Origin of the sequence: Pseudomonas sp. 10S5, from assembly GCF_035019745.1 — a bacterium.
Classification (GTDB): domain Bacteria; phylum Pseudomonadota; class Gammaproteobacteria; order Pseudomonadales; family Pseudomonadaceae; genus Aquipseudomonas.
Genome location: NZ_JASJVL010000029.1, coordinates 15,422 through 31,266, shown reverse-complemented (window position 1 = coordinate 31,266; position 15,845 = coordinate 15,422). Strand labels below are relative to the sequence as shown.

22 protein-coding genes are annotated in these 15,845 nt (G+C 55.2%); 11 read left to right on the top strand and 11 right to left on the bottom strand.

What is annotated here, in order from left to right:
• The first annotated feature begins 300 nt into the window (after nucleotides 1-300).
• On the top strand, nucleotides 301-567 hold the full coding sequence (locus QN378_RS22405) for a DUF2790 domain-containing protein (RefSeq protein ID WP_323550953.1): 267 nt from the start codon (nucleotides 301-303) through the stop codon (nucleotides 565-567).
• A gap of 100 nt (nucleotides 568-667) precedes the next feature.
• On the opposite strand, the gene QN378_RS22400 is transcribed toward QN378_RS22405, so the two are convergent.
• Nucleotides 668-2,245, bottom strand: a complete 1,578-nt coding sequence (locus QN378_RS22400; RefSeq protein ID WP_322204688.1) for a sigma-54-dependent transcriptional regulator — start codon at nucleotides 2,243-2,245, stop codon at nucleotides 668-670.
• 253 nt (nucleotides 2,246-2,498) lie between these two features.
• On the opposite strand from QN378_RS22400, the gene phhA reads away from it, so the two are divergent.
• The 5 genes from phhA to QN378_RS22375 all read left to right on the top strand — a co-directional run bounded on the left by phhA (nucleotide 2,499) and on the right by QN378_RS22375 (nucleotide 5,494).
• Nucleotides 2,499-3,290 (top strand): phenylalanine 4-monooxygenase, encoded by a 792-nt coding sequence (phhA, locus tag QN378_RS22395; protein WP_323550954.1) that lies wholly within the window; start codon nucleotides 2,499-2,501, stop codon nucleotides 3,288-3,290.
• A gap of 13 nt (nucleotides 3,291-3,303) precedes the next feature.
• Nucleotides 3,304-3,660: a 4a-hydroxytetrahydrobiopterin dehydratase gene (locus tag QN378_RS22390; protein ID WP_322204690.1), complete on the top strand. Its 357-nt coding sequence runs from the start codon at nucleotides 3,304-3,306 to the stop codon at nucleotides 3,658-3,660.
• A complete protein-coding gene (locus QN378_RS22385) occupies nucleotides 3,660-4,856 on the top strand; it encodes an amino acid aminotransferase (protein ID WP_323550955.1) in 1,197 nt (398 codons plus the stop codon). The genes QN378_RS22390 and QN378_RS22385 overlap by 1 nt, the downstream gene beginning before the upstream one ends.
• A gap of 197 nt (nucleotides 4,857-5,053) precedes the next feature.
• The gene (locus QN378_RS22380) at nucleotides 5,054-5,200 is read left to right on the top strand and encodes a hypothetical protein (RefSeq protein WP_322204692.1); all 147 of its coding nucleotides are present in this window, start codon (nucleotides 5,054-5,056) and stop codon (nucleotides 5,198-5,200) included.
• A 114-nt stretch (nucleotides 5,201-5,314) separates the two neighbouring features.
• A complete protein-coding gene (locus QN378_RS22375; protein WP_322206895.1) occupies nucleotides 5,315-5,494 on the top strand; it encodes a hypothetical protein in 180 nt (59 codons plus the stop codon).
• Here the strand turns inward: QN378_RS22375 and QN378_RS22370 are convergent.
• On the bottom strand, nucleotides 5,414-5,644 hold the full coding sequence (locus QN378_RS22370; protein WP_323550960.1) for a hypothetical protein: 231 nt from the start codon (nucleotides 5,642-5,644) through the stop codon (nucleotides 5,414-5,416). The genes QN378_RS22375 and QN378_RS22370 overlap by 81 nt on opposite strands.
• 30 nt (nucleotides 5,645-5,674) lie before the next feature.
• On the opposite strand from QN378_RS22370, the gene QN378_RS22365 reads away from it, so the two are divergent.
• A complete protein-coding gene (locus QN378_RS22365) occupies nucleotides 5,675-6,883 on the top strand; it encodes an MFS transporter (RefSeq protein ID WP_322204693.1) in 1,209 nt (402 codons plus the stop codon).
• Nucleotides 6,884-7,110: 227 nt separating this feature from the next.
• On the opposite strand, the gene QN378_RS22360 is transcribed toward QN378_RS22365, so the two are convergent.
• The 3 genes from QN378_RS22360 to arfB all read right to left on the bottom strand — a co-directional run bounded on the left by QN378_RS22360 (nucleotide 7,111) and on the right by arfB (nucleotide 8,324).
• Nucleotides 7,111-7,497, bottom strand: coding sequence for a hypothetical protein (locus QN378_RS22360; RefSeq protein ID WP_323550956.1), 387 nt, complete (start codon nucleotides 7,495-7,497; stop codon nucleotides 7,111-7,113).
• Nucleotides 7,494-7,703: a hypothetical protein gene (locus tag QN378_RS22355; RefSeq protein ID WP_322204694.1), complete on the bottom strand. Its 210-nt coding sequence runs from the start codon at nucleotides 7,701-7,703 to the stop codon at nucleotides 7,494-7,496. The genes QN378_RS22360 and QN378_RS22355 overlap by 4 nt, the downstream gene beginning before the upstream one ends.
• A gap of 207 nt (nucleotides 7,704-7,910) precedes the next feature.
• Nucleotides 7,911-8,324: an alternative ribosome rescue aminoacyl-tRNA hydrolase ArfB gene (arfB, locus tag QN378_RS22350; protein ID WP_322204695.1), complete on the bottom strand. Its 414-nt coding sequence runs from the start codon at nucleotides 8,322-8,324 to the stop codon at nucleotides 7,911-7,913.
• A gap of 515 nt (nucleotides 8,325-8,839) precedes the next feature.
• Here arfB and QN378_RS22345 point away from each other — a divergent pair.
• Nucleotides 8,840-9,208 (top strand): hypothetical protein, encoded by a 369-nt coding sequence (locus QN378_RS22345; protein WP_322204696.1) that lies wholly within the window; start codon nucleotides 8,840-8,842, stop codon nucleotides 9,206-9,208.
• 96 nt (nucleotides 9,209-9,304) lie between these two features.
• On the opposite strand, the gene rluB is transcribed toward QN378_RS22345, so the two are convergent.
• From rluB to QN378_RS22315, 6 genes are all read right to left on the bottom strand, one after another.
• Entirely contained in the window at nucleotides 9,305-10,729 is a 1,425-nt protein-coding gene (gene rluB / locus QN378_RS22340) for a 23S rRNA pseudouridine(2605) synthase RluB (protein WP_323550957.1), read from the bottom strand.
• A gap of 160 nt (nucleotides 10,730-10,889) precedes the next feature.
• Nucleotides 10,890-11,078, bottom strand: coding sequence for a DUF1289 domain-containing protein (locus QN378_RS22335; RefSeq protein ID WP_322204698.1), 189 nt, complete (start codon nucleotides 11,076-11,078; stop codon nucleotides 10,890-10,892).
• Nucleotides 11,079-11,220: 142 nt separating this feature from the next.
• Complete coding sequence (gene scpB / locus QN378_RS22330) at nucleotides 11,221-11,988, bottom strand: SMC-Scp complex subunit ScpB (RefSeq protein ID WP_322204699.1); 768 nt, start codon at nucleotides 11,986-11,988, stop codon at nucleotides 11,221-11,223.
• Nucleotides 11,989-12,007: 19 nt separating this feature from the next.
• Complete coding sequence (locus QN378_RS22325; protein WP_322206896.1) at nucleotides 12,008-12,706, bottom strand: ScpA family protein; 699 nt, start codon at nucleotides 12,704-12,706, stop codon at nucleotides 12,008-12,010.
• Nucleotides 12,707-12,841: 135 nt separating this feature from the next.
• Nucleotides 12,842-13,471 carry an L-threonylcarbamoyladenylate synthase gene (locus QN378_RS22320; protein WP_322204700.1) on the bottom strand — a complete coding sequence of 210 codons (630 nt, stop codon included), beginning with the start codon at nucleotides 13,469-13,471 and terminating at the stop codon, nucleotides 12,842-12,844.
• Nucleotides 13,472-13,484: 13 nt separating this feature from the next.
• Complete coding sequence (locus QN378_RS22315; RefSeq protein WP_323550958.1) at nucleotides 13,485-14,345, bottom strand: PHP domain-containing protein; 861 nt, start codon at nucleotides 14,343-14,345, stop codon at nucleotides 13,485-13,487.
• Nucleotides 14,346-14,411: 66 nt separating this feature from the next.
• Between QN378_RS22315 and QN378_RS22310 the strand changes: the two genes are divergently transcribed.
• The 3 genes from QN378_RS22310 to QN378_RS22300 all read left to right on the top strand — a co-directional run bounded on the left by QN378_RS22310 (nucleotide 14,412) and on the right by QN378_RS22300 (nucleotide 15,839).
• Nucleotides 14,412-15,008, top strand: a complete 597-nt coding sequence (locus QN378_RS22310) for a septation protein A (protein WP_322204702.1) — start codon at nucleotides 14,412-14,414, stop codon at nucleotides 15,006-15,008.
• 2 nt (nucleotides 15,009-15,010) lie between these two features.
• Entirely contained in the window at nucleotides 15,011-15,310 is a 300-nt protein-coding gene (locus tag QN378_RS22305) for a YciI family protein (protein WP_322204703.1), read from the top strand.
• Nucleotides 15,311-15,428: 118 nt separating this feature from the next.
• Nucleotides 15,429-15,839: a translation initiation factor 2 gene (locus tag QN378_RS22300; RefSeq protein WP_322206897.1), complete on the top strand. Its 411-nt coding sequence runs from the start codon at nucleotides 15,429-15,431 to the stop codon at nucleotides 15,837-15,839.
• Nucleotides 15,840-15,845 lie beyond the last annotated feature (6 nt).

Here is a 15,845-nt window from a genome sequence, read left to right as displayed (position 1 = left end):
ATCTTACGCGCTCAGTCGGTCCATGACAGCGCGGCCGCCGCCCGCGCCGGCGGCCACAACGGGACCAATAATCAACCGATATTATCGTTTTCGGCGATTGTTGCAGATTTGATCAATAGCTTTATCAGAACCCCTCGTATATGAAGTGGCATAACCCGCATAGAATCAATCTCGCCAACCGGCAACTGATTAACATGTAACGCCCCCACAAAGGCTTGTTAATCCACTTGTACACTTCGTGACACGCCTGGCTTCACAAGGGCCAGGCTTACCCTCACGTTTAATATAGGAAATTTAGTGATGAACGCTGCACTGCTAGTTCTGGCCATGAGTGGTTTTTGCGCATCAGCCTTTGCCGCCGAAACACCTGACGCAACAGCAAGTTCAAACCTTTCTGTTGAACAATATACTTACGCCACACACTTGGACGTTGCGAAAGTTATTTCCATGAGCCCTGCCTCCGACGCCTGCACAGTAGTACCCGCGCGAATGGACTACCTGGACTCTGCCGGTAAAGAACATGTGATTGAATACCGCGCCATGGGCAATGGCTGCATGCAAGGTTAATTAATCTGCTGCACAGCTAATCAACGCCTCGTGGGAGTTATCCCAACGGGGCGTAGTTTTATCCACGCCCTGAAGAATAACCACTCGCCTATTAACTTGATTACCTCAGTTCTCCCTCTCCGTTTTTTTCAACCACTAATTGATAACTGCGCAACTTATTCGCAATCGTAGTATGAGACACGCCCAATCGCTTACCTAACTGCCGACTACTCGGATGTTGTGCGTACAACTGTTCCAGCACAGCCTTTTCAAAGCGTCCGACAATGTCATCCAATCCCCCCTCCAGTGAAAAGCCCGCCAATGGCTGACGTGCCCCGTAATCGGGAAGTCGGATATGCTCGGCCTTAACCGTCCCGCCTTCGCACAGGGAAACCGCCTGAAACAGCGCGTTTCCCAGCTGACGCACATTGCCTGGCCAGTGGTAATGACTCAAACGCTCCATCGCCGCCGGGGAAAATTTTGGCAATGGACAGCCAATTTGACGACTGGCCTGATCAAGGAAGTGATCCACCAGCGTTGGTAAACCGTCCAGGCATTCTCGCAGCGGTGGAATGTGGAGCGACAATACATTGAGCCGGTGATAAAGGTCCTGACGAAACTCACCTCTGGCGCACAGCTCTGAAAGGTCGACTTGGGTAGCGCAAATTACCCGCACGTCCAAGTAAACCTCTTCATCGCTGCCAACCCGATGAAAACAGCCGTCCTGCAGGAAGCGCAGTAACTTCGCTTGTAAGCGCGGGCTCATCTCGCCCACGCCATCAAGGAACAACGTGCCGCCTGTCGTCAATTCAAGTAAACCGAGCTTGCCCTCGGCCCGTGCCCCTTCGAATGCGCCAGGGCCGTAACCGAATAATTCGGTCTCGGCCATGGATTCCGGCAGCCCGGCGCAATTAAGCGCCATCAGCGGTGACTGCCCGCGCGGGCTGGCCAAGTGACAAGCGCGTGCCAACAACTCTTTACCCGTACCGGTTTCGCCCTCGATCAACAACGGCGCATCCAATGGCGCCATGCGCCGCGCTTCACGAACCACGGCAGCCATGAACTTTGAGCTTTGGAAAATACTGTCGAAGCCACGTAATTCCTGCTTACGCACGTGGTAAATCCGCTCGCCCACACGATCCGCCCGGTGCAGGGTCAACACCGCGCCCGCCATTGCTTCGCTGTCATCGTGCTGGGATTGCAACGGCGCGATATCAGCCAGAAACACATCGCCGCAGACTTTGACCCGCAAACCGTTAATCCGAGATTTGTTGGCCCGAACCAGCTCCGGCAAATCAAAATCTTCGGCATAACGGGACAGCGCAATGCCGGGCACTTCGTCGACCCGCACACCTAACAATTGCGCAGCCGCCCGGTTGGCCGCGACGATAGAGCCGCTCATGTCGATGGATAACACCGGAAACTCCAAGGCGCCGAGCAGGGCATTGAGTTCCATGTGCCGACGTTCACTGGGCATCAATCCGACGCGCTTGACCCCAAACACACCGGCAATAGCTTCGAATTTGGGGCGCAGGGTCTGGAACTGAAGATTGATCAGGTTCGGGCAAAGCAGATAAATCGCGTCGCCGCGCTCACCTCCGACTTCCCCGAGGGCAACGTTGACACCGTATTCGACCAATAAGTTGAGAATGTCGCGAAGGATGCCAATTCGGTTTTGGCAGTGCACTTTGATGCGCATGAGCAGTAAGATCCTCGAAGGGGCGGCTTTTTTTGTTTAGGCGCGTTTAATCGTCAAGATTATGTGACAGCTGGCCACTAAATCCCGCCTCGTCCACCGCCGCCTTACGGCACAATCAAGACCTATCGTAAACTTTTCGTTACGAAAAGACATTTTAGCTTGGCGTTATCTGCTGATTTCTTGCCACAGCGAGCCTTCAAACGCGTTATTTCTAGGGCATCCATAACAAGAAGCTTCCCCCGAGGAGAACGGCATGACGCAGACCTCGTACGTGGCCCGCGAGCCCGACGCAAACGGCTTTATCGACTACCCGCCAGCCGAGCATGCGGTGTGGAACACATTGATCACTCGGCAAATGAAAGTGATTGAAGGGCGTGCCTGCCAGGAATACTTCGACGGCATCGAGCAACTGGGTTTACCCCATGATCGTATTCCACAACTGGCCGAGGTCAATAGCGTGCTAGCTGCCACCACGGGCTGGCAGGTCGCTCGAGTTCCTGCATTGATCCCCTTCCAAAAGTTCTTCGAATTACTGGCGAACAAACAGTTTCCGGTAGCGACCTTTATTCGCAGTGAGCAGGAGCTTGATTACCTGCAAGAGCCTGACATTTTCCATGAAGTGTTTGGCCATTGCCCGCTGCTGACCAATCCGTGGTTTGCTGAATTCACCCACACCTATGGCAAGCTCGGGTTAAGCGCAACCAAAGAACAGCGTGTTTATCTGGCGCGCCTGTATTGGATGACCATTGAGTTCGGGCTGGTAGATACGCCACAGGGCCAACGCATCTATGGGGGCGGGATTCTGTCCTCGCCTAAGGAAACGGTTTACAGCCTGTCTTCAGCACCGGAACATCAGGTGTTCGACGCATTAGAGGCGATGCGCACACCTTACCGAATTGATATTTTGCAACCGCTGTACTTCGTGCTGCCGAGTATGAAACGCCTGTTCGACCTCGCCCACGAAGACATCATGGAGCTGGTTCGACTGGGTATGCAGCTCGGCCTGCACGCTCCAAAATTTCCACCAAAAATCAAAGCTGCCTGATCAGGAATATTTTATGAGTACGCTCAATCAAGCCCACTGCGAAGCCTGTCACGCCAACGCGCCGCAAGTCAGTGATGACGAATTGCCCGTTCTGATCAAGCAGATCCCGGATTGGAACATCGAAGTACGCGACGCAGTGATGCAGCTGGAAAAGGTCTACGTGTTCAAAAATTTCAAGTTCGCGCTTGCGTTCACCAACGCGGTCGGCGAAATTGCCGAAGCCGAGGGTCATCACCCTGGCTTGCTCACCGAATGGGGCAAAGTGACCGTGACGTGGTGGAGCCACTCGATCAAAGGGCTGCACCGCAACGATTTCATTATGGCCGCCCGCACTGACGAAGTGGCCAAAGGTGCCGAGGGCCGCAAGTAATGCATTTCAACGATATCCAGCGCGTACCAGGCGATCCGATCTTGGGTCTGATCGAGGCGTATGCGACTGATTCGAACCCGAACAAATTCGACCTTGGCGTGGGCGTCTATAAAGACGCTGCGGGCCTGACGCCGATTCTGCGCTCGGTCAAACTGGCCGAGCAGCGTCTGGTGGATCAGCAAACCACCAAGACCTATATCGGTGGCCACGGCCAGTCGAATTTCGGCACGCTAATCAGTGAACTGGTACTGGGCAAGGAATCGCCGTTGATCGCGCAAAAGCGTGTCGGCGCCACACAAACCCCAGGCGGTACCGGCGCCCTGCGTCTGTGTGCGGATTTCATCGCCCGTTGTTTGCCGGGGCGCGGTATCTGGTTGAGCGATCCGACCTGGCCGATCCACGAATCAATCTTTGACGCGGCAGGGCTAAACGTCAGTCATTACCCGTATGTGGGCAGCGACAACCGCTTGAACGTCGAGGCAATGCTTGCCACGTTAAATCAGGTGCCACGTGGCGATGTGGTACTGCTGCACGCCTGCTGCCATAACCCGACAGGTTTTGATCTATCCCAAGACGATTGGCGGCAAGTGCTGGAAATTGTGCGCAGCCGCAACTTAATCCCGTTGATTGATTTCGCCTACCAAGGCTTCGGCGACGGCCTGGAGCAGGATGCGTGGTCAGTGCGATTGTTTGCCGACGCATTGCCGGAACTGCTGATTACCAGTTCGTGCTCAAAGAACTTTGGCCTGTATCGCGAGCGCACTGGCGCATTGATTGTGTGCACTGACACCGCAGAAAAGCTCTTGGATGTGCGCAGTCAATTGTCGTCCACTGCCCGCAACTTATGGTCCAATCCGCCGGATCACGGCGCGGCCATCGTCGCTGAAATCCTTGGCGACCCTGAGCTGAAAGGCCTGTGGATGGAGGAAGTGGAAGAGATGCGCGCGCGTATTGCGCAGCTCCGTGCAGGTCTGGTTGAGGCCTTGACGCCGCTGGGCCTGGGCGAACGTTTTGCGCACATTGGCGTGCAACGCGGGATGTTTTCCTACACCGGACTGAACGACGCTCAGGTGGCCAGATTGCGCTATGAACACAGCGTGTATTTGGTAAGCGCTGGACGTGCCAACATTGCCGGCATCGACGCCTCGCGCCTCGGCCTGTTAGCCCAGGCAATCGCCGACGTCTGTCACGACTGACAGGGGTTTGACCGTGTCATCCATCGCGCCCTTCAAGGGCGCGATTGCGTTATGCAAGCAAGGCAGTCTGTCGCCAAATGGCAAAAGAGTGGCAGATAAAGTCTGATTGTCATTTCCAGTGCTGTATCCTGCCCAAGCTTTACATAAGCACGGATCTTTCCAGCACCTTCAATCAGATCTTGCGCGGAGCGACGTCGATGCACGAAATACCGAACTTCCCTTACCCAAGCCTGCACGAACCACAACAACCCCCAAAGGCCCAACAAGCACCCGGCCGACCAGCCGAGTTGAAAGCCAATCCGGTCAAAGCTAAAGAAAGCCAAAGCGCTAAAAGCCGAGACTGACGGCAGTTGTTCAGACCGTATGCCAAACCAGTGTTTTGCGCCTGTTTGTATACGGTCTGTTATGCCCCCCCCCCCGCATTCGTGCGTATGCCTGAACAAAAAGTGAACTCTGAAATGGCCCACCTCAGCGACCCCACTGCCAACGTCGTGATGGAAACCACAGAAAAAATGGTCGAAATCTGGTCCCGCCTCAGCACCGAAAAACAGACGGCTTTACTCCAGCGCTTCGGCACCAAAGAAACTGCGCTCGCCGCACTGGTTACGACCCACCTGCTTAACCCCGCTAAAATCTGATCTGCTCTTTTTTCCGCTGGCATAAACCGGCAGTAACATTTTCCGTATTTTTTTAAGCCAATCTCCAGCAATGCCGAAACCACCGCTATCATAAGCAGCCTTGATCGCGCCTAGAGCTGAAACGCTTCTCTGCAACACGTTGCGCGTCACCACTTTTCGCTGAAACCGTGGATTTTTACCATGCCAGACTCCTCGCCCACCGCCGCAGAACGCCCGATGGCGGTCACGCTGCAGGTCGTTTCCATTGTCCTGTTTACCTTCATCGGCTACTTGAACATTGGTATTCCGTTGGCCGTCCTGCCGAGCTATGTCAACACCGACCTAGGCTTTGGCGCCGTGACTGCCGGGCTGGTGATCAGTGTCCAATACTTGGCGACGCTGCTCAGCCGCCCTTACGCCGGCCGGATCATCGACAACCGAGGCAGCAAGAAAGCCGTGCTCTATGGCTTGGCGGGTTGTGGGCTCAGCGGTGTATTCATGCTGGTGTCAGCTTGGCTGCACAGCGCGCCGATGCTCAGCTTGATCTGCTTGTTCATCGGGCGATTGGTGCTGGGCAGCGCTGAAAGCCTGGTGGGTTCCGGGTCGATTGGCTGGGGGATTGGCAAGGTTGGCGCGCTCAACACCGCCAAAGTGATCTCGTGGAACGGCATCGCCAGTTATGGTGCATTGGCAATTGGCGCGCCGCTTGGGGTGGTGTTGGTCCAGCAATTTGGCTTATGGAGCATGGGGTTCAGCATTATTTTACTGGCGGCTTTGGGCCTGAAACTGGCCTGGAACAAAGAGCCTGCACCCATCGTCCACGGTGAGCGCTTGCCATTTATGCACGTACTCGGCCGCGTGCTGCCCCATGGCACTGGGTTGGCATTAGGTTCGATTGGCTTCGGCACCATAGCCACATTCATCACGTTGTATTACGCCAGCCACAGTTGGCCGAATGCAGTGTTGTGTTTGAGCCTGTTTGGCGCCTGCTTCATCGGCGCGCGCTTGCTGTTCGGAAAATTCATCAACCGACTTGGTGGCTTCCGCGTGGCGATTGCTTGTCTTTCGGTCGAGACGCTCGGTTTGGTGCTGTTATGGGTCGCACCCACACCGACACTGGCCCTGGCGGGCGCTGCACTCACCGGCTTCGGATTTTCCCTGGTGTTTCCGGCATTAGGTGTTGAGGCAGTGAACCTGGTACCCGCTTCCAGCCGGGGTGCAGCGGTGGGTGCGTACTCGCTGTTCATCGACCTGTCACTGGGCATCACCGGCCCGGTCGCCGGGGCCATCGCCTCGGGCTTCGGCTTTGCTTCAATCTTCCTCTTCGCAGCCTTGGCGGCGCTGACCGGATTAATCCTCAGCGTTTACCTGTACCGGCAGGCGGTGCATCTTCGGGATTATAAGCCGTAGGCGTTGCGTCCATCTGTAGGAGCCAACGTGTTGGCGATGCAACAGGCGGCGCGGAGAGTCCGTCGCTGCGCCTCGCCAACAAGAGGAACACCACTGGCAGCACCGACGGTAGCGACCGTCCCTAAAAATTCCCGCCCTCGGCATATTTCACCTTTTTACACGCCTCAGTATTTCCCGCTGCGCACATATCTCGAACCTTCATGTACGAGGCGCCACCGCCGATAGAATTAAACAAGACCGAGCTTGGCAACTATACCCATCCCAATCATTACCAATAGAAGTAACCCGCTGGTCCAGTGCAACATGACAAGTTGCAGTCTTAGGTCAGCTGGGAAATTTTTCAAATCCTCGGCACTGGCCCCTCCATCGCGGAGGTGGACACGAGGCATGGTCATCAATCCCATAATTGCACCCAGAAGATGCAACCGCCCCCATGGACCTGCATGCAATAAAAAAGCTCGAATGGTAATAGTGGGGCAATTTTTCAGATGGTTTAACATCAGTTCGACTCTGTTATATGCAAGATACAACGCTATGCCAATGCAAGTGAATACGCCTACAAAACCGATCAAACTTATGTAGAGATAACCGTTTTCACCAGTACTAAGGCTCATTTACTTTTCTCGTAAATGAGTTCGCCCGCTTTTTCACCCGCCATTCCGAGGCCAATGCCAGCTTCAAAAGAGTTAACGACTTCGCGATTGAACTGGAGTCGCAGAATGCCGTCCGTAAGATGTGCATAGCCTGACAACATAGATTGAGATGACAACACCCCAGCCGTATGCTTTACATTCCAGATGTCATAACGATTCGGGTTCATGACTTGCCGCTCTGTTCGTTGGAATGGCCGATCTGATAGTCGGGGCCAATCGCCTCATAGGTGAGCGTCATGTATCCGTGCATAGTCATAAACCCAATTCCTTTTTCGATAGCTATTTAGGCTACTGAAAAACGGACCGAAGGACTGTAGGACGCTTCTGAAAATGCAGGTTGCTGGCACATTTTTGTGGCGCTAAGTGACCTCCAGCTAAAAATCTACCTTCCCACGCCCAGCCTTGATACTGCCGCGTAGCGTCTTGCCTTCCAAACGGCGTTTCTTTGAACCCAGGGTCGGCTTGGTTGGGCGGCGTTTCTTCTCGACTTTGGTTGCGTTGATGATCAACTCAGTCAAACGTTCCAACGCATCGGCGCGGTTTTGCTCTTGGGTTCGGTATTGCTGGGCCTTGAGCACAATCACGCCTTCGCTGGTGATACGACTGTCGCGCAACGCGAGCAAGCGCTCCTTGTAGAACGGCGGCAAGGACGAGGCGTTGATGTCGAAGCGCAAATGCACCGCGCTCGATACCTTGTTGACGTTTTGCCCTCCGGCACCTTGGGCGCGGATGGCCGTCAACTCGATCTCGGCATCGGCGAGCTGCACGTTATTGGAAATCACCAGCATATGAGCATTACATGGTCCTGAAGCGTTCAACGATCTGCAACGAACGAAGTTAAAACGTGGCGCATTGTACACCGCCGCACTCCACCGATTTATTGCAACCGCCTACATGGACCTGCCTCTAGTTCCTGACCGAATGGATGGGAAACGGTCCACACTCACTTCAAACAAATAGCTGACTGTATTTTGGCGCGAAATAAGTTTTGTTCATTCGGAACTGCATTCGGTCCCCGGCTGCCCGTCAAACCTGCACGCTTCAGCGCCTGTAAGTGACTCATTGGCGTTACACCATTCGAAAAATTTATTGCGCATAAAACATTCATAAACTAGTTTTTCTATTGTCTGCTGACCAATCATGGTTAGCGCGATTTTCGGCGGGGACATTTGGAACCAAGCAATTAAAGGCGATAAATGTGCCCGCCGCTTTCAATCAGTCAGCTTTCCAGCACGCCCTCCGGCAGATGCGGTTTGCTTCACCTACCACGCCTGGCTGCCCCTGCTCGCAACGGGATGGATCCATGGACCAGATCAGCGCAATCGAACATTTTTTGCACGACCTGAAACATCACCCGGCCGTCGAATACACGTTTAAACCACAAGTGCTCATCGGCTACACCGACGCCTATTCAGCGCTCGTCAGTAACATCATCGAAACCGCCCTGGAAGACGACTCTTTTCGCTTTAGTGCAATGAATTTGGATACTTCGTCCACGGACTCGCTGATAAGCGCGATCATAGAAAACGATCTGTACATGCTGCTTTATGACGCATCGATCCAGCCTGACCTGCACTCCAATGGCCTTGGATTCATTCAGGAGTTGAAGACTGTTATGAACGAAAATCCGAAGAAGTGGTTGCCGTTCAAAGATTACGGCCGATTTTTCTAGTGAGGTTGTGACACAGCTGTATGCCCCTGTCGCCCATAAAAAAAACGCCAACCTCTCGGTTAGCGTTTTTTTACATCTGCTGCTAAAGCCAGACGATTACTGCGGTTTGCGACGACCAAAGCCTGGACGCTGGCCAGAGCCTGCTGGCGGACCGTTGCGTTTGCCCGAAGGCTTGCCGTTGTCTACCAGAACAATGCCCGCACGCTGCTGTTTAGGCTTGGCTGGGCGCTTGCTCACGTCACTTGGACGTTCTGCGACTGGCGTGCCGCGGCTGTCCGAACGCCCGTTGGCTGGACGCGGAGTGCGAGGTGAATCACCACGCGGCGCACGCGGCGAACGCTCGGCCGAATCACTGCGCGGAGTACGCGGAGCGCTGGCACCGTCTTCACGCGGTTTGCGTGCAGGACGTTCAGCACCTTCGCTGCGGCCACGCAACGGACGATTAGTCTCGCCGCCTGCACCGGAACGCCCGGTGGCAGGACGCGGAGCACGACCCGACGAGTCGGAACGCGGGCCTGACGGACGCGTGTCACGGTTGCCTTCCGAACGAGGACGGTCGCGCTCGCTACCGGTCACTTGCGGCTGACGTGGCGCACGCTCACCAGTCGGTGCCGGAGCGCCCGGGTTGGCCGGACGCAAGGTACGAACGCGCTCGCCTTTGCCCAATGGGCGCGACGATTGACGCTGAAGACGCTCCATCTTGTCTTTGGTCTTGGCGTTCATTTGCGGCTGAGCAACCGGCGTCAGGCCCACTTCGGCGCTGAGGGTGTCGACTTCGTACTGGCTCATTTCGCGCCAGCGACCCATCGGCAGGTCGGAGTTGAGGAACACTGGACCGTAACGCACACGCTTCAAGCGGCTGACCACCAGGCCCTGGGATTCCCAGAGACGGCGGACTTCGCGGTTACGACCTTCCATCACGACGCAGTGGTACCAATGGTTGAAGCCTTCACCGCCCGGCGCTTGCTGAATGTCGGTGAAACGCGCCGGTCCATCTTCCAGCACTACACCGGTCTTGAGGCGCAGCAGCATGTTGTCATCGACTTCGCCACGCACACGGACCGCGTATTCACGGTCCATCTCGAAAGACGGGTGCATCAGGCGGTTGGCCAATTCACCGTCAGTGGTGAACATCAGCAAACCGGTGGTGTTGATGTCCAGACGACCGATGTTGACCCAGCGGCCCTCTTTCGGGCGCGGCAAGCGATCAAACACCGTCGGGCGACCTTCTGGGTCGTCACGGGTGCAAATTTCACCGTCTGGTTTGTTGTACATGATGACGCGACGTACCGATTCGGCCGTCTCTTCGCGTTTTATCACGCGGCCATCAACGCTGATGGCGTCATGCAGGTCGACGCGTTGACCGAGGGTCGCGTCTTTGCCATTGACCTTGATTCGGCCTTGGCTGATCCAGTCTTCGACGTCACGTCGTGAACCTACGCCAATACGTGCCAGAACCTTTTGCAGTTTTTCGCCTGCTGGGCCGTCTTCTTTGCTGTCAAGCGTGTCTTTGTCACTCATCTGGGCACCTCCCGGTGTGTCGATAACAGGTCGCGCTGAGAAATGGCGCGAGCTGATTGCTGAATCTGAAGCCTATGGCGATGTATGAAATCGCAAAAGGTCGCGAATCATACGCGCAAGGCGCCTACTGCGCACCAAAGACTAGTGCAATTGCGTAGACCTACCTCTTTTTCCGCCGACCGGCGGCCTTCATCTGGATCAAACGCTTCGCAGAATCGGCCAGCACCGTGCGCCTGTCAGCCTTGTCGAGCTTTTTCCAAGCCTTGATTTCATGTTTGCTGCGGCCACACCCCACGCAGATGTCATCATCGAACTTGCAGACACTGATGCAGGGATTTTTGCTGCTCATGGAAGAGTCCTGAAAAAGTGGAGCCTTGGGCATAGGGTGGAGCGAACCTGTTCGCGAAGCAGGCAACTCGGTCTATCTGAGCACCCCGGTGCTGCAGGAATCTCCGCGAACAAGTTCGTCCTACCGAAAATTTGCGAACTCCCTATGAGGGGTCTTTACCGACTTCGTCTGGCTCAGCGAGATCAATCCGCAATAAATCATCAAAGTCTGTCTTGAGACCCAACTCCATGGAGTCAAGTTCGACCAATAAACTGCGGAAGCTGGTTTCGTCCCTTGGCGGCCCTGGTTCAGCGTCCGGGTCGAGGCTGGCGTCGGCCAGGGCTTGCAGGCTGGCGGGTACTGGAGCGTCGTCGAAATCGAGCATGGGCTCAGGTTCTAGTTCGCGTAGTGCAGCCAAAGGCGGCAAGTCATCAAGGTTTTTCAGGTTGAAATGATCGAGGAACGCCTTGGTCGTAGCAAACATCGCGGGCCTGCCCGGCACTTCGCGGTAGCCGACGATCCTGATCCATTCGCGATCCAACAGGGTTTTGACGATGTGGCTGTTAACCGCTACGCCCCGCACGTCTTCGATTTCGCCACGGGTAATCGGTTGACGATAAGCAATCAGCGCAATGGTTTCCAGCATCGCCCGGGAATAACGCTGCGGTCGTTCTTCCCACAAGCGCCCCACCCACGGCGAATATTGCGCACGGATTTGCAAGCGATAGCCGGACGCAACTTCCTTGAGTTCAAATGCGCGGCCTTCACAAGATTTTTCCAGCAGCTGCAGCGCTTTTTTAAATATCGGCGGCTCCGGACGCTCGCCGTCCTCAAACAGCTCAAAGAGGCGCTCCAGCGCTTGTGGTTTTCCAGAGGCCAGCAAAAAGGCTTCGAGCAGGGTGACTAGCTCGCGGGGGTCGGTCAAGTTCATGCTTTGGCTCTTTGCTCGGTTATTCGGCTCTTGCGCGGACGTGAATCGCCGCGAAGGCCTCGTTTTGCACTAGATCGACCAAGGATTCTTTAACCAGCTCCAGAATCGCCATGAAGGTCACGACTACACCGAGGCGCCCTTCTTCGGCCTTAAACAGTTCGGAAAACGGCACGAAACCACCGCCTTTGAGGCGTTCAAGCACATCGCTCATGCGTTCACGGGTCGACAGCGCCTCACGACTCACCTGGTGACTTTCAAACATATCGCCTCGGTGCAGCACTTGCGCCATGGACATCAATAACTCTTCAAGGCTGACGTCTGGCAGCAGTCGCCGGGCCCGGGCTTCGGGCGCGTCCAGTTTAGGCACAACAACATCACGCCCAACCCGGCTTAAACCATCAATGCCTTCAGCCGCCGCCTTGAAGCGCTCGTACTGTTGCAGACGCCGGATCAACTCGGCCCGAGGATCATCTTCTTCGGCTTCAATCTCCGCAGAACGCGGCAGCAGCATGCGCGATTTGATTTCGGCCAACATAGCGGCCATTACCAGATACTCCGCCGCCAACTCCAGGCGCACAGTTTTCATCAGCTCGACATACCCCATGTATTGCCGAGTGATTTCGGCCACGGGGATGTCGAGAATATTAATGTTCTGTTTGCGAATCAGGTATAGCAGCAAGTCTAGCGGACCTTCGAACGCATCAAGAAACACTTCCAGCGCGTCCGGCGGAATATAGAGGTCTTGCGGCATGTGCATCACCGCCTGGCCGTAGACCATGGCGAATGGCAACTCTTGCTGAGCGCCTGCCTGGTTGTCCAGGATTGCCGGTTCCACGTTAGCCGCCGCTGCCATTCAGGCTTCAACCTCGAACGGTCGCGGGTCGCCGCAGCCCACGCGGATTATTTGTGCTTCGCCGTCTGCCAAATTAATCACGGTAGACGCCGAGATGCCACCGATACCGCCGTCAATGATCAAGTCAACCTGATGCTCCAGCAGTTGACGCATTTCGTAGGGGTCGCTCAACGGGACGGTCTCGCCGGGCATGATCAAGCTCACGCTCATCAACGGCTCGCCCAGTTCCACTAACAATGCCTGAGCGATGGGGTGGCTAGGCACCCGCAGGCCAATTGTCCGGCGCTTAGGATGCAGGATCAACCGCGGTACTTCGCGGGTGGCATTAAGAATAAACGTGTACGGCCCCGGCGTATGGATTCTAAGCGCGCGAAACGCTGCTGTATCTACTTTAGCGTAAGTACCGAGCTGCGATAAATCACAGCACATCAACGTGAAGTTGTGCTTATCGTCCAATTGGCGCAAACGACGGATGCGCTCAATAGCGCTTTTATCGCCGATCTGACAACCCAGCGCGTAGGACGAGTCCGTGGGATACACCACCAAACCGCCCGCCTTGATGATCTCAGCTGCTTGCTTTATCAGACGCGCCTGCGGGTTTTCCGGGTGCACCTGGAAAAATTGACTCACGGTATCTTCCTGTTCAGACGGCAGTAGGCTGGTCATGTTTGAATCGACACCAAAGTGGCGGTAAATCCTCGGGCAACGGGCGATAAATGCCAATCTCGGACCACGCGCCAGGGGCATGAAAGTCACTACCGGCAGTTACCAGCAGACCAAACTCACGAGCCAAAATAGCCAGACCGCCGACCTGTATTGCAGGCTGCAGGCCGTTGACTACCTCAATAGCGTGACCGCCGGCCTGAAGATAGTTGGCGACCAGTTTACGGCGTTTACTACGGGTGAAATCATAGTGCCAAGGGTGGGCCAGACTGACCCATGCGTTGGCTTCGCGCAGGGTCGCGACGGTCTCCTCCAGCGTTGGCCAATGTTGCTTGACGTCGCCCAGTTTGCCAGCGCCCAGCCATTTACGAAATGCCTCGGCGCGATCCTTGACGAAACCGGCCCTTACCATAAAGTCTGCGAAGTGCGGTCGAGCGGGCGCATTGCCGCTATCACCGAACTCTTTCTGGATGGATCGAGCCCCTTCCAAGGCTCCAGGCATACCTTTGATCGCCAATTTTCGGCTTATTTCCTCCGCACGCAACCAGCGGCCATGGTGCAAACGCTCAATAGCCGCGATCAATACGGGGGCCTGTATGTCGAAATCGTAGCCTAAAACGTGAATGGTGGCACCGCCCCAAGTGCAGGACAATTCGACACCATTAACCAACTGCATCCCCAGCGCAAGCGCCGCATTACGGGCTTCTTCGAGTCCTTCGAGGGTATCGTGATCGGTCAGGGCGAGCATCCGCACACCGTTTTCATAAGCACGCGCAACAAGAACCGCAGGCGCTAATGCGCCATCGGAAGCGGTGCTGTGGCAGTGCAGGTCAACATTCATAGGTAGCGCTTTCGCAGTCATTGATGTTTGTTATTATGCCGCCACATCCTGCATCTGGCTGCCATTGTGAAACAATTCATCGACTTCATTCCGCTGCTGCTGTTTTTTATCGTGTACAAAATCGAACCTCGTGCCGTCGACATCCTTGGCCATAGCATCATGGTGGGTGGAATTTTCAGCGCCACAGCGATGTTGATCATCAGTTCGATCGTTGTGTATGGCATTTTGTTCATCACTCAGCGTCGGCTGGAAAAAAGCCAATGGCTCACACTGCTTGCTTGCCTGGTGTTTGGCAGCTTGACCTTGGCGTTCCATAGCGAGGCCGTCCTTAAGTGGAAGGCACCAGTGGTCAACTGGGTATTTGCTCTGGCATTTTTCGGCAGTCATTTCATCGGTGATCGTCCGCTGATCCAACGCATAATGGGCCACGCACTGACCTTGCCGCAGGCGATCTGGACTCGATTGAATATCGCCTGGATCATTTTCTTCGTGTTCTGCGGCGCAGCTAACCTGTATGTGGCGTTTACTTATCAGGATTACTGGGTCGACTTCAAAGTGTTCGGCAGTCTTGGCCTGACCTTACTGTTTCTACTGGGTCAAGGGATATTCCTCGCCCGCCACCTGCACGACGCGGACCCTTCAACGCCTGAAACCAAGGAATGAATATGCTCTACGCAATCGTTGCGACCGACGTCGCTAATTCGCTGGAAAAAAGGCTGACTGCAAGACCTGATCATTTGGCGCGCCTGATTGCACTAAAAGATGAAGGCCGAATGGTACTGGCCGGCCCGCACCCGGCTATAGATAGCAACGATCCTGGCAGTGCCGGTTTCTCCGGCAGCTTGATCGTCGCCGAGTTCGAATCCCTAACAGCAGCGCAAACCTGGGCCGACGCTGATCCTTATGTCGCCGCTGGCGTATATGCCAATGTGGTGGTCAAGCCGTTCAAGCAAGTATTGCCTTAAACCACAGCGCCGACGCCGCGTTTACCAAGCGGCGCCAACCGATCAATTCGGTATTGCTCACGATTGCGCTCAACCTGCCGATAACCCGCCGACACTCAAAAAAAATATAGGCGTTCAGATGCGTTCAGGTTCGATGTGCTTGTTGTTGGTTCTATTGAGCGTTGGCATTAACGCCCAGGCTGAAGAAACCTCTACCCCCGCAGGGTCCATAGTGTTACCGCTAAGTACGGGTAACCGGATCGCCGATTTGCAACAGCGCCTCACGGCGAGCGAGCAACAACGCGAAAAATTGAGCCAACAAATTCAAAACACAAACACCGAACCTGAGAGTTCACAACTGAGTCGCCTGCGTCTCGAAAACCAACGCCTCACGTTGCAACTCAAAGAATCGCTGGCAGCTGCGCCGCTGCGCATGTTCACTGAGCAACAGCAATGGTTCGTTACTGGCGGCGGTGTGGCTATGATTGCCCTTCTTTGCGGTATTTTTGCCAGCGGCTGGCGCAGACAACGTCGGCAGTGGCTAAATTGAGTGAGT

Excerpts from the sequence above, each read along its gene's own strand:
- QN378_RS22400 (WP_322204688.1), bottom strand. The coding sequence starts at position 2,245 with ATGCGCATCAAAGTGCACTGCCAAAACCGAATTGGCATCCTTCGCGAC.
- arfB (WP_322204695.1), bottom strand. The coding sequence starts at position 8,324 with ATGCTGGTGATTTCCAATAACGTGCAGCTCGCCGATGCCGAGATCGAG.
- QN378_RS22335 (WP_322204698.1), bottom strand. The coding sequence starts at position 11,078 with ATGAGCAGCAAAAATCCCTGCATCAGTGTCTGCAAGTTCGATGATGAC.
- QN378_RS22375 (WP_322206895.1), top strand. The coding sequence starts at position 5,315 with ATGGCCCACCTCAGCGACCCCACTGCCAACGTCGTGATGGAAACCACA.
- QN378_RS22405 (WP_323550953.1), top strand. The coding sequence starts at position 301 with ATGAACGCTGCACTGCTAGTTCTGGCCATGAGTGGTTTTTGCGCATCA.
- QN378_RS22345 (WP_322204696.1), top strand. The coding sequence starts at position 8,840 with ATGGACCAGATCAGCGCAATCGAACATTTTTTGCACGACCTGAAACAT.
- rluB (WP_323550957.1), bottom strand. The coding sequence starts at position 10,729 with ATGAGTGACAAAGACACGCTTGACAGCAAAGAAGACGGCCCAGCAGGC.
- phhA (WP_323550954.1), top strand. The coding sequence starts at position 2,499 with ATGACGCAGACCTCGTACGTGGCCCGCGAGCCCGACGCAAACGGCTTT.
- QN378_RS22360 (WP_323550956.1), bottom strand. The coding sequence starts at position 7,497 with ATGAGCCTTAGTACTGGTGAAAACGGTTATCTCTACATAAGTTTGATC.
- QN378_RS22390 (WP_322204690.1), top strand. The coding sequence starts at position 3,304 with ATGAGTACGCTCAATCAAGCCCACTGCGAAGCCTGTCACGCCAACGCG.
- QN378_RS22305 (WP_322204703.1), top strand. The coding sequence starts at position 15,011 with ATGCTCTACGCAATCGTTGCGACCGACGTCGCTAATTCGCTGGAAAAA.
- scpB (WP_322204699.1), bottom strand. The coding sequence starts at position 11,988 with ATGAACTTGACCGACCCCCGCGAGCTAGTCACCCTGCTCGAAGCCTTT.
- QN378_RS22315 (WP_323550958.1), bottom strand. The coding sequence starts at position 14,345 with ATGAATGTTGACCTGCACTGCCACAGCACCGCTTCCGATGGCGCATTA.
- QN378_RS22300 (WP_322206897.1), top strand. The coding sequence starts at position 15,429 with ATGCGTTCAGGTTCGATGTGCTTGTTGTTGGTTCTATTGAGCGTTGGC.
- QN378_RS22380 (WP_322204692.1), top strand. The coding sequence starts at position 5,054 with ATGCACGAAATACCGAACTTCCCTTACCCAAGCCTGCACGAACCACAA.
- QN378_RS22355 (WP_322204694.1), bottom strand. The coding sequence starts at position 7,703 with ATGAACCCGAATCGTTATGACATCTGGAATGTAAAGCATACGGCTGGG.
- QN378_RS22385 (WP_323550955.1), top strand. The coding sequence starts at position 3,660 with ATGCATTTCAACGATATCCAGCGCGTACCAGGCGATCCGATCTTGGGT.
- QN378_RS22365 (WP_322204693.1), top strand. The coding sequence starts at position 5,675 with ATGCCAGACTCCTCGCCCACCGCCGCAGAACGCCCGATGGCGGTCACG.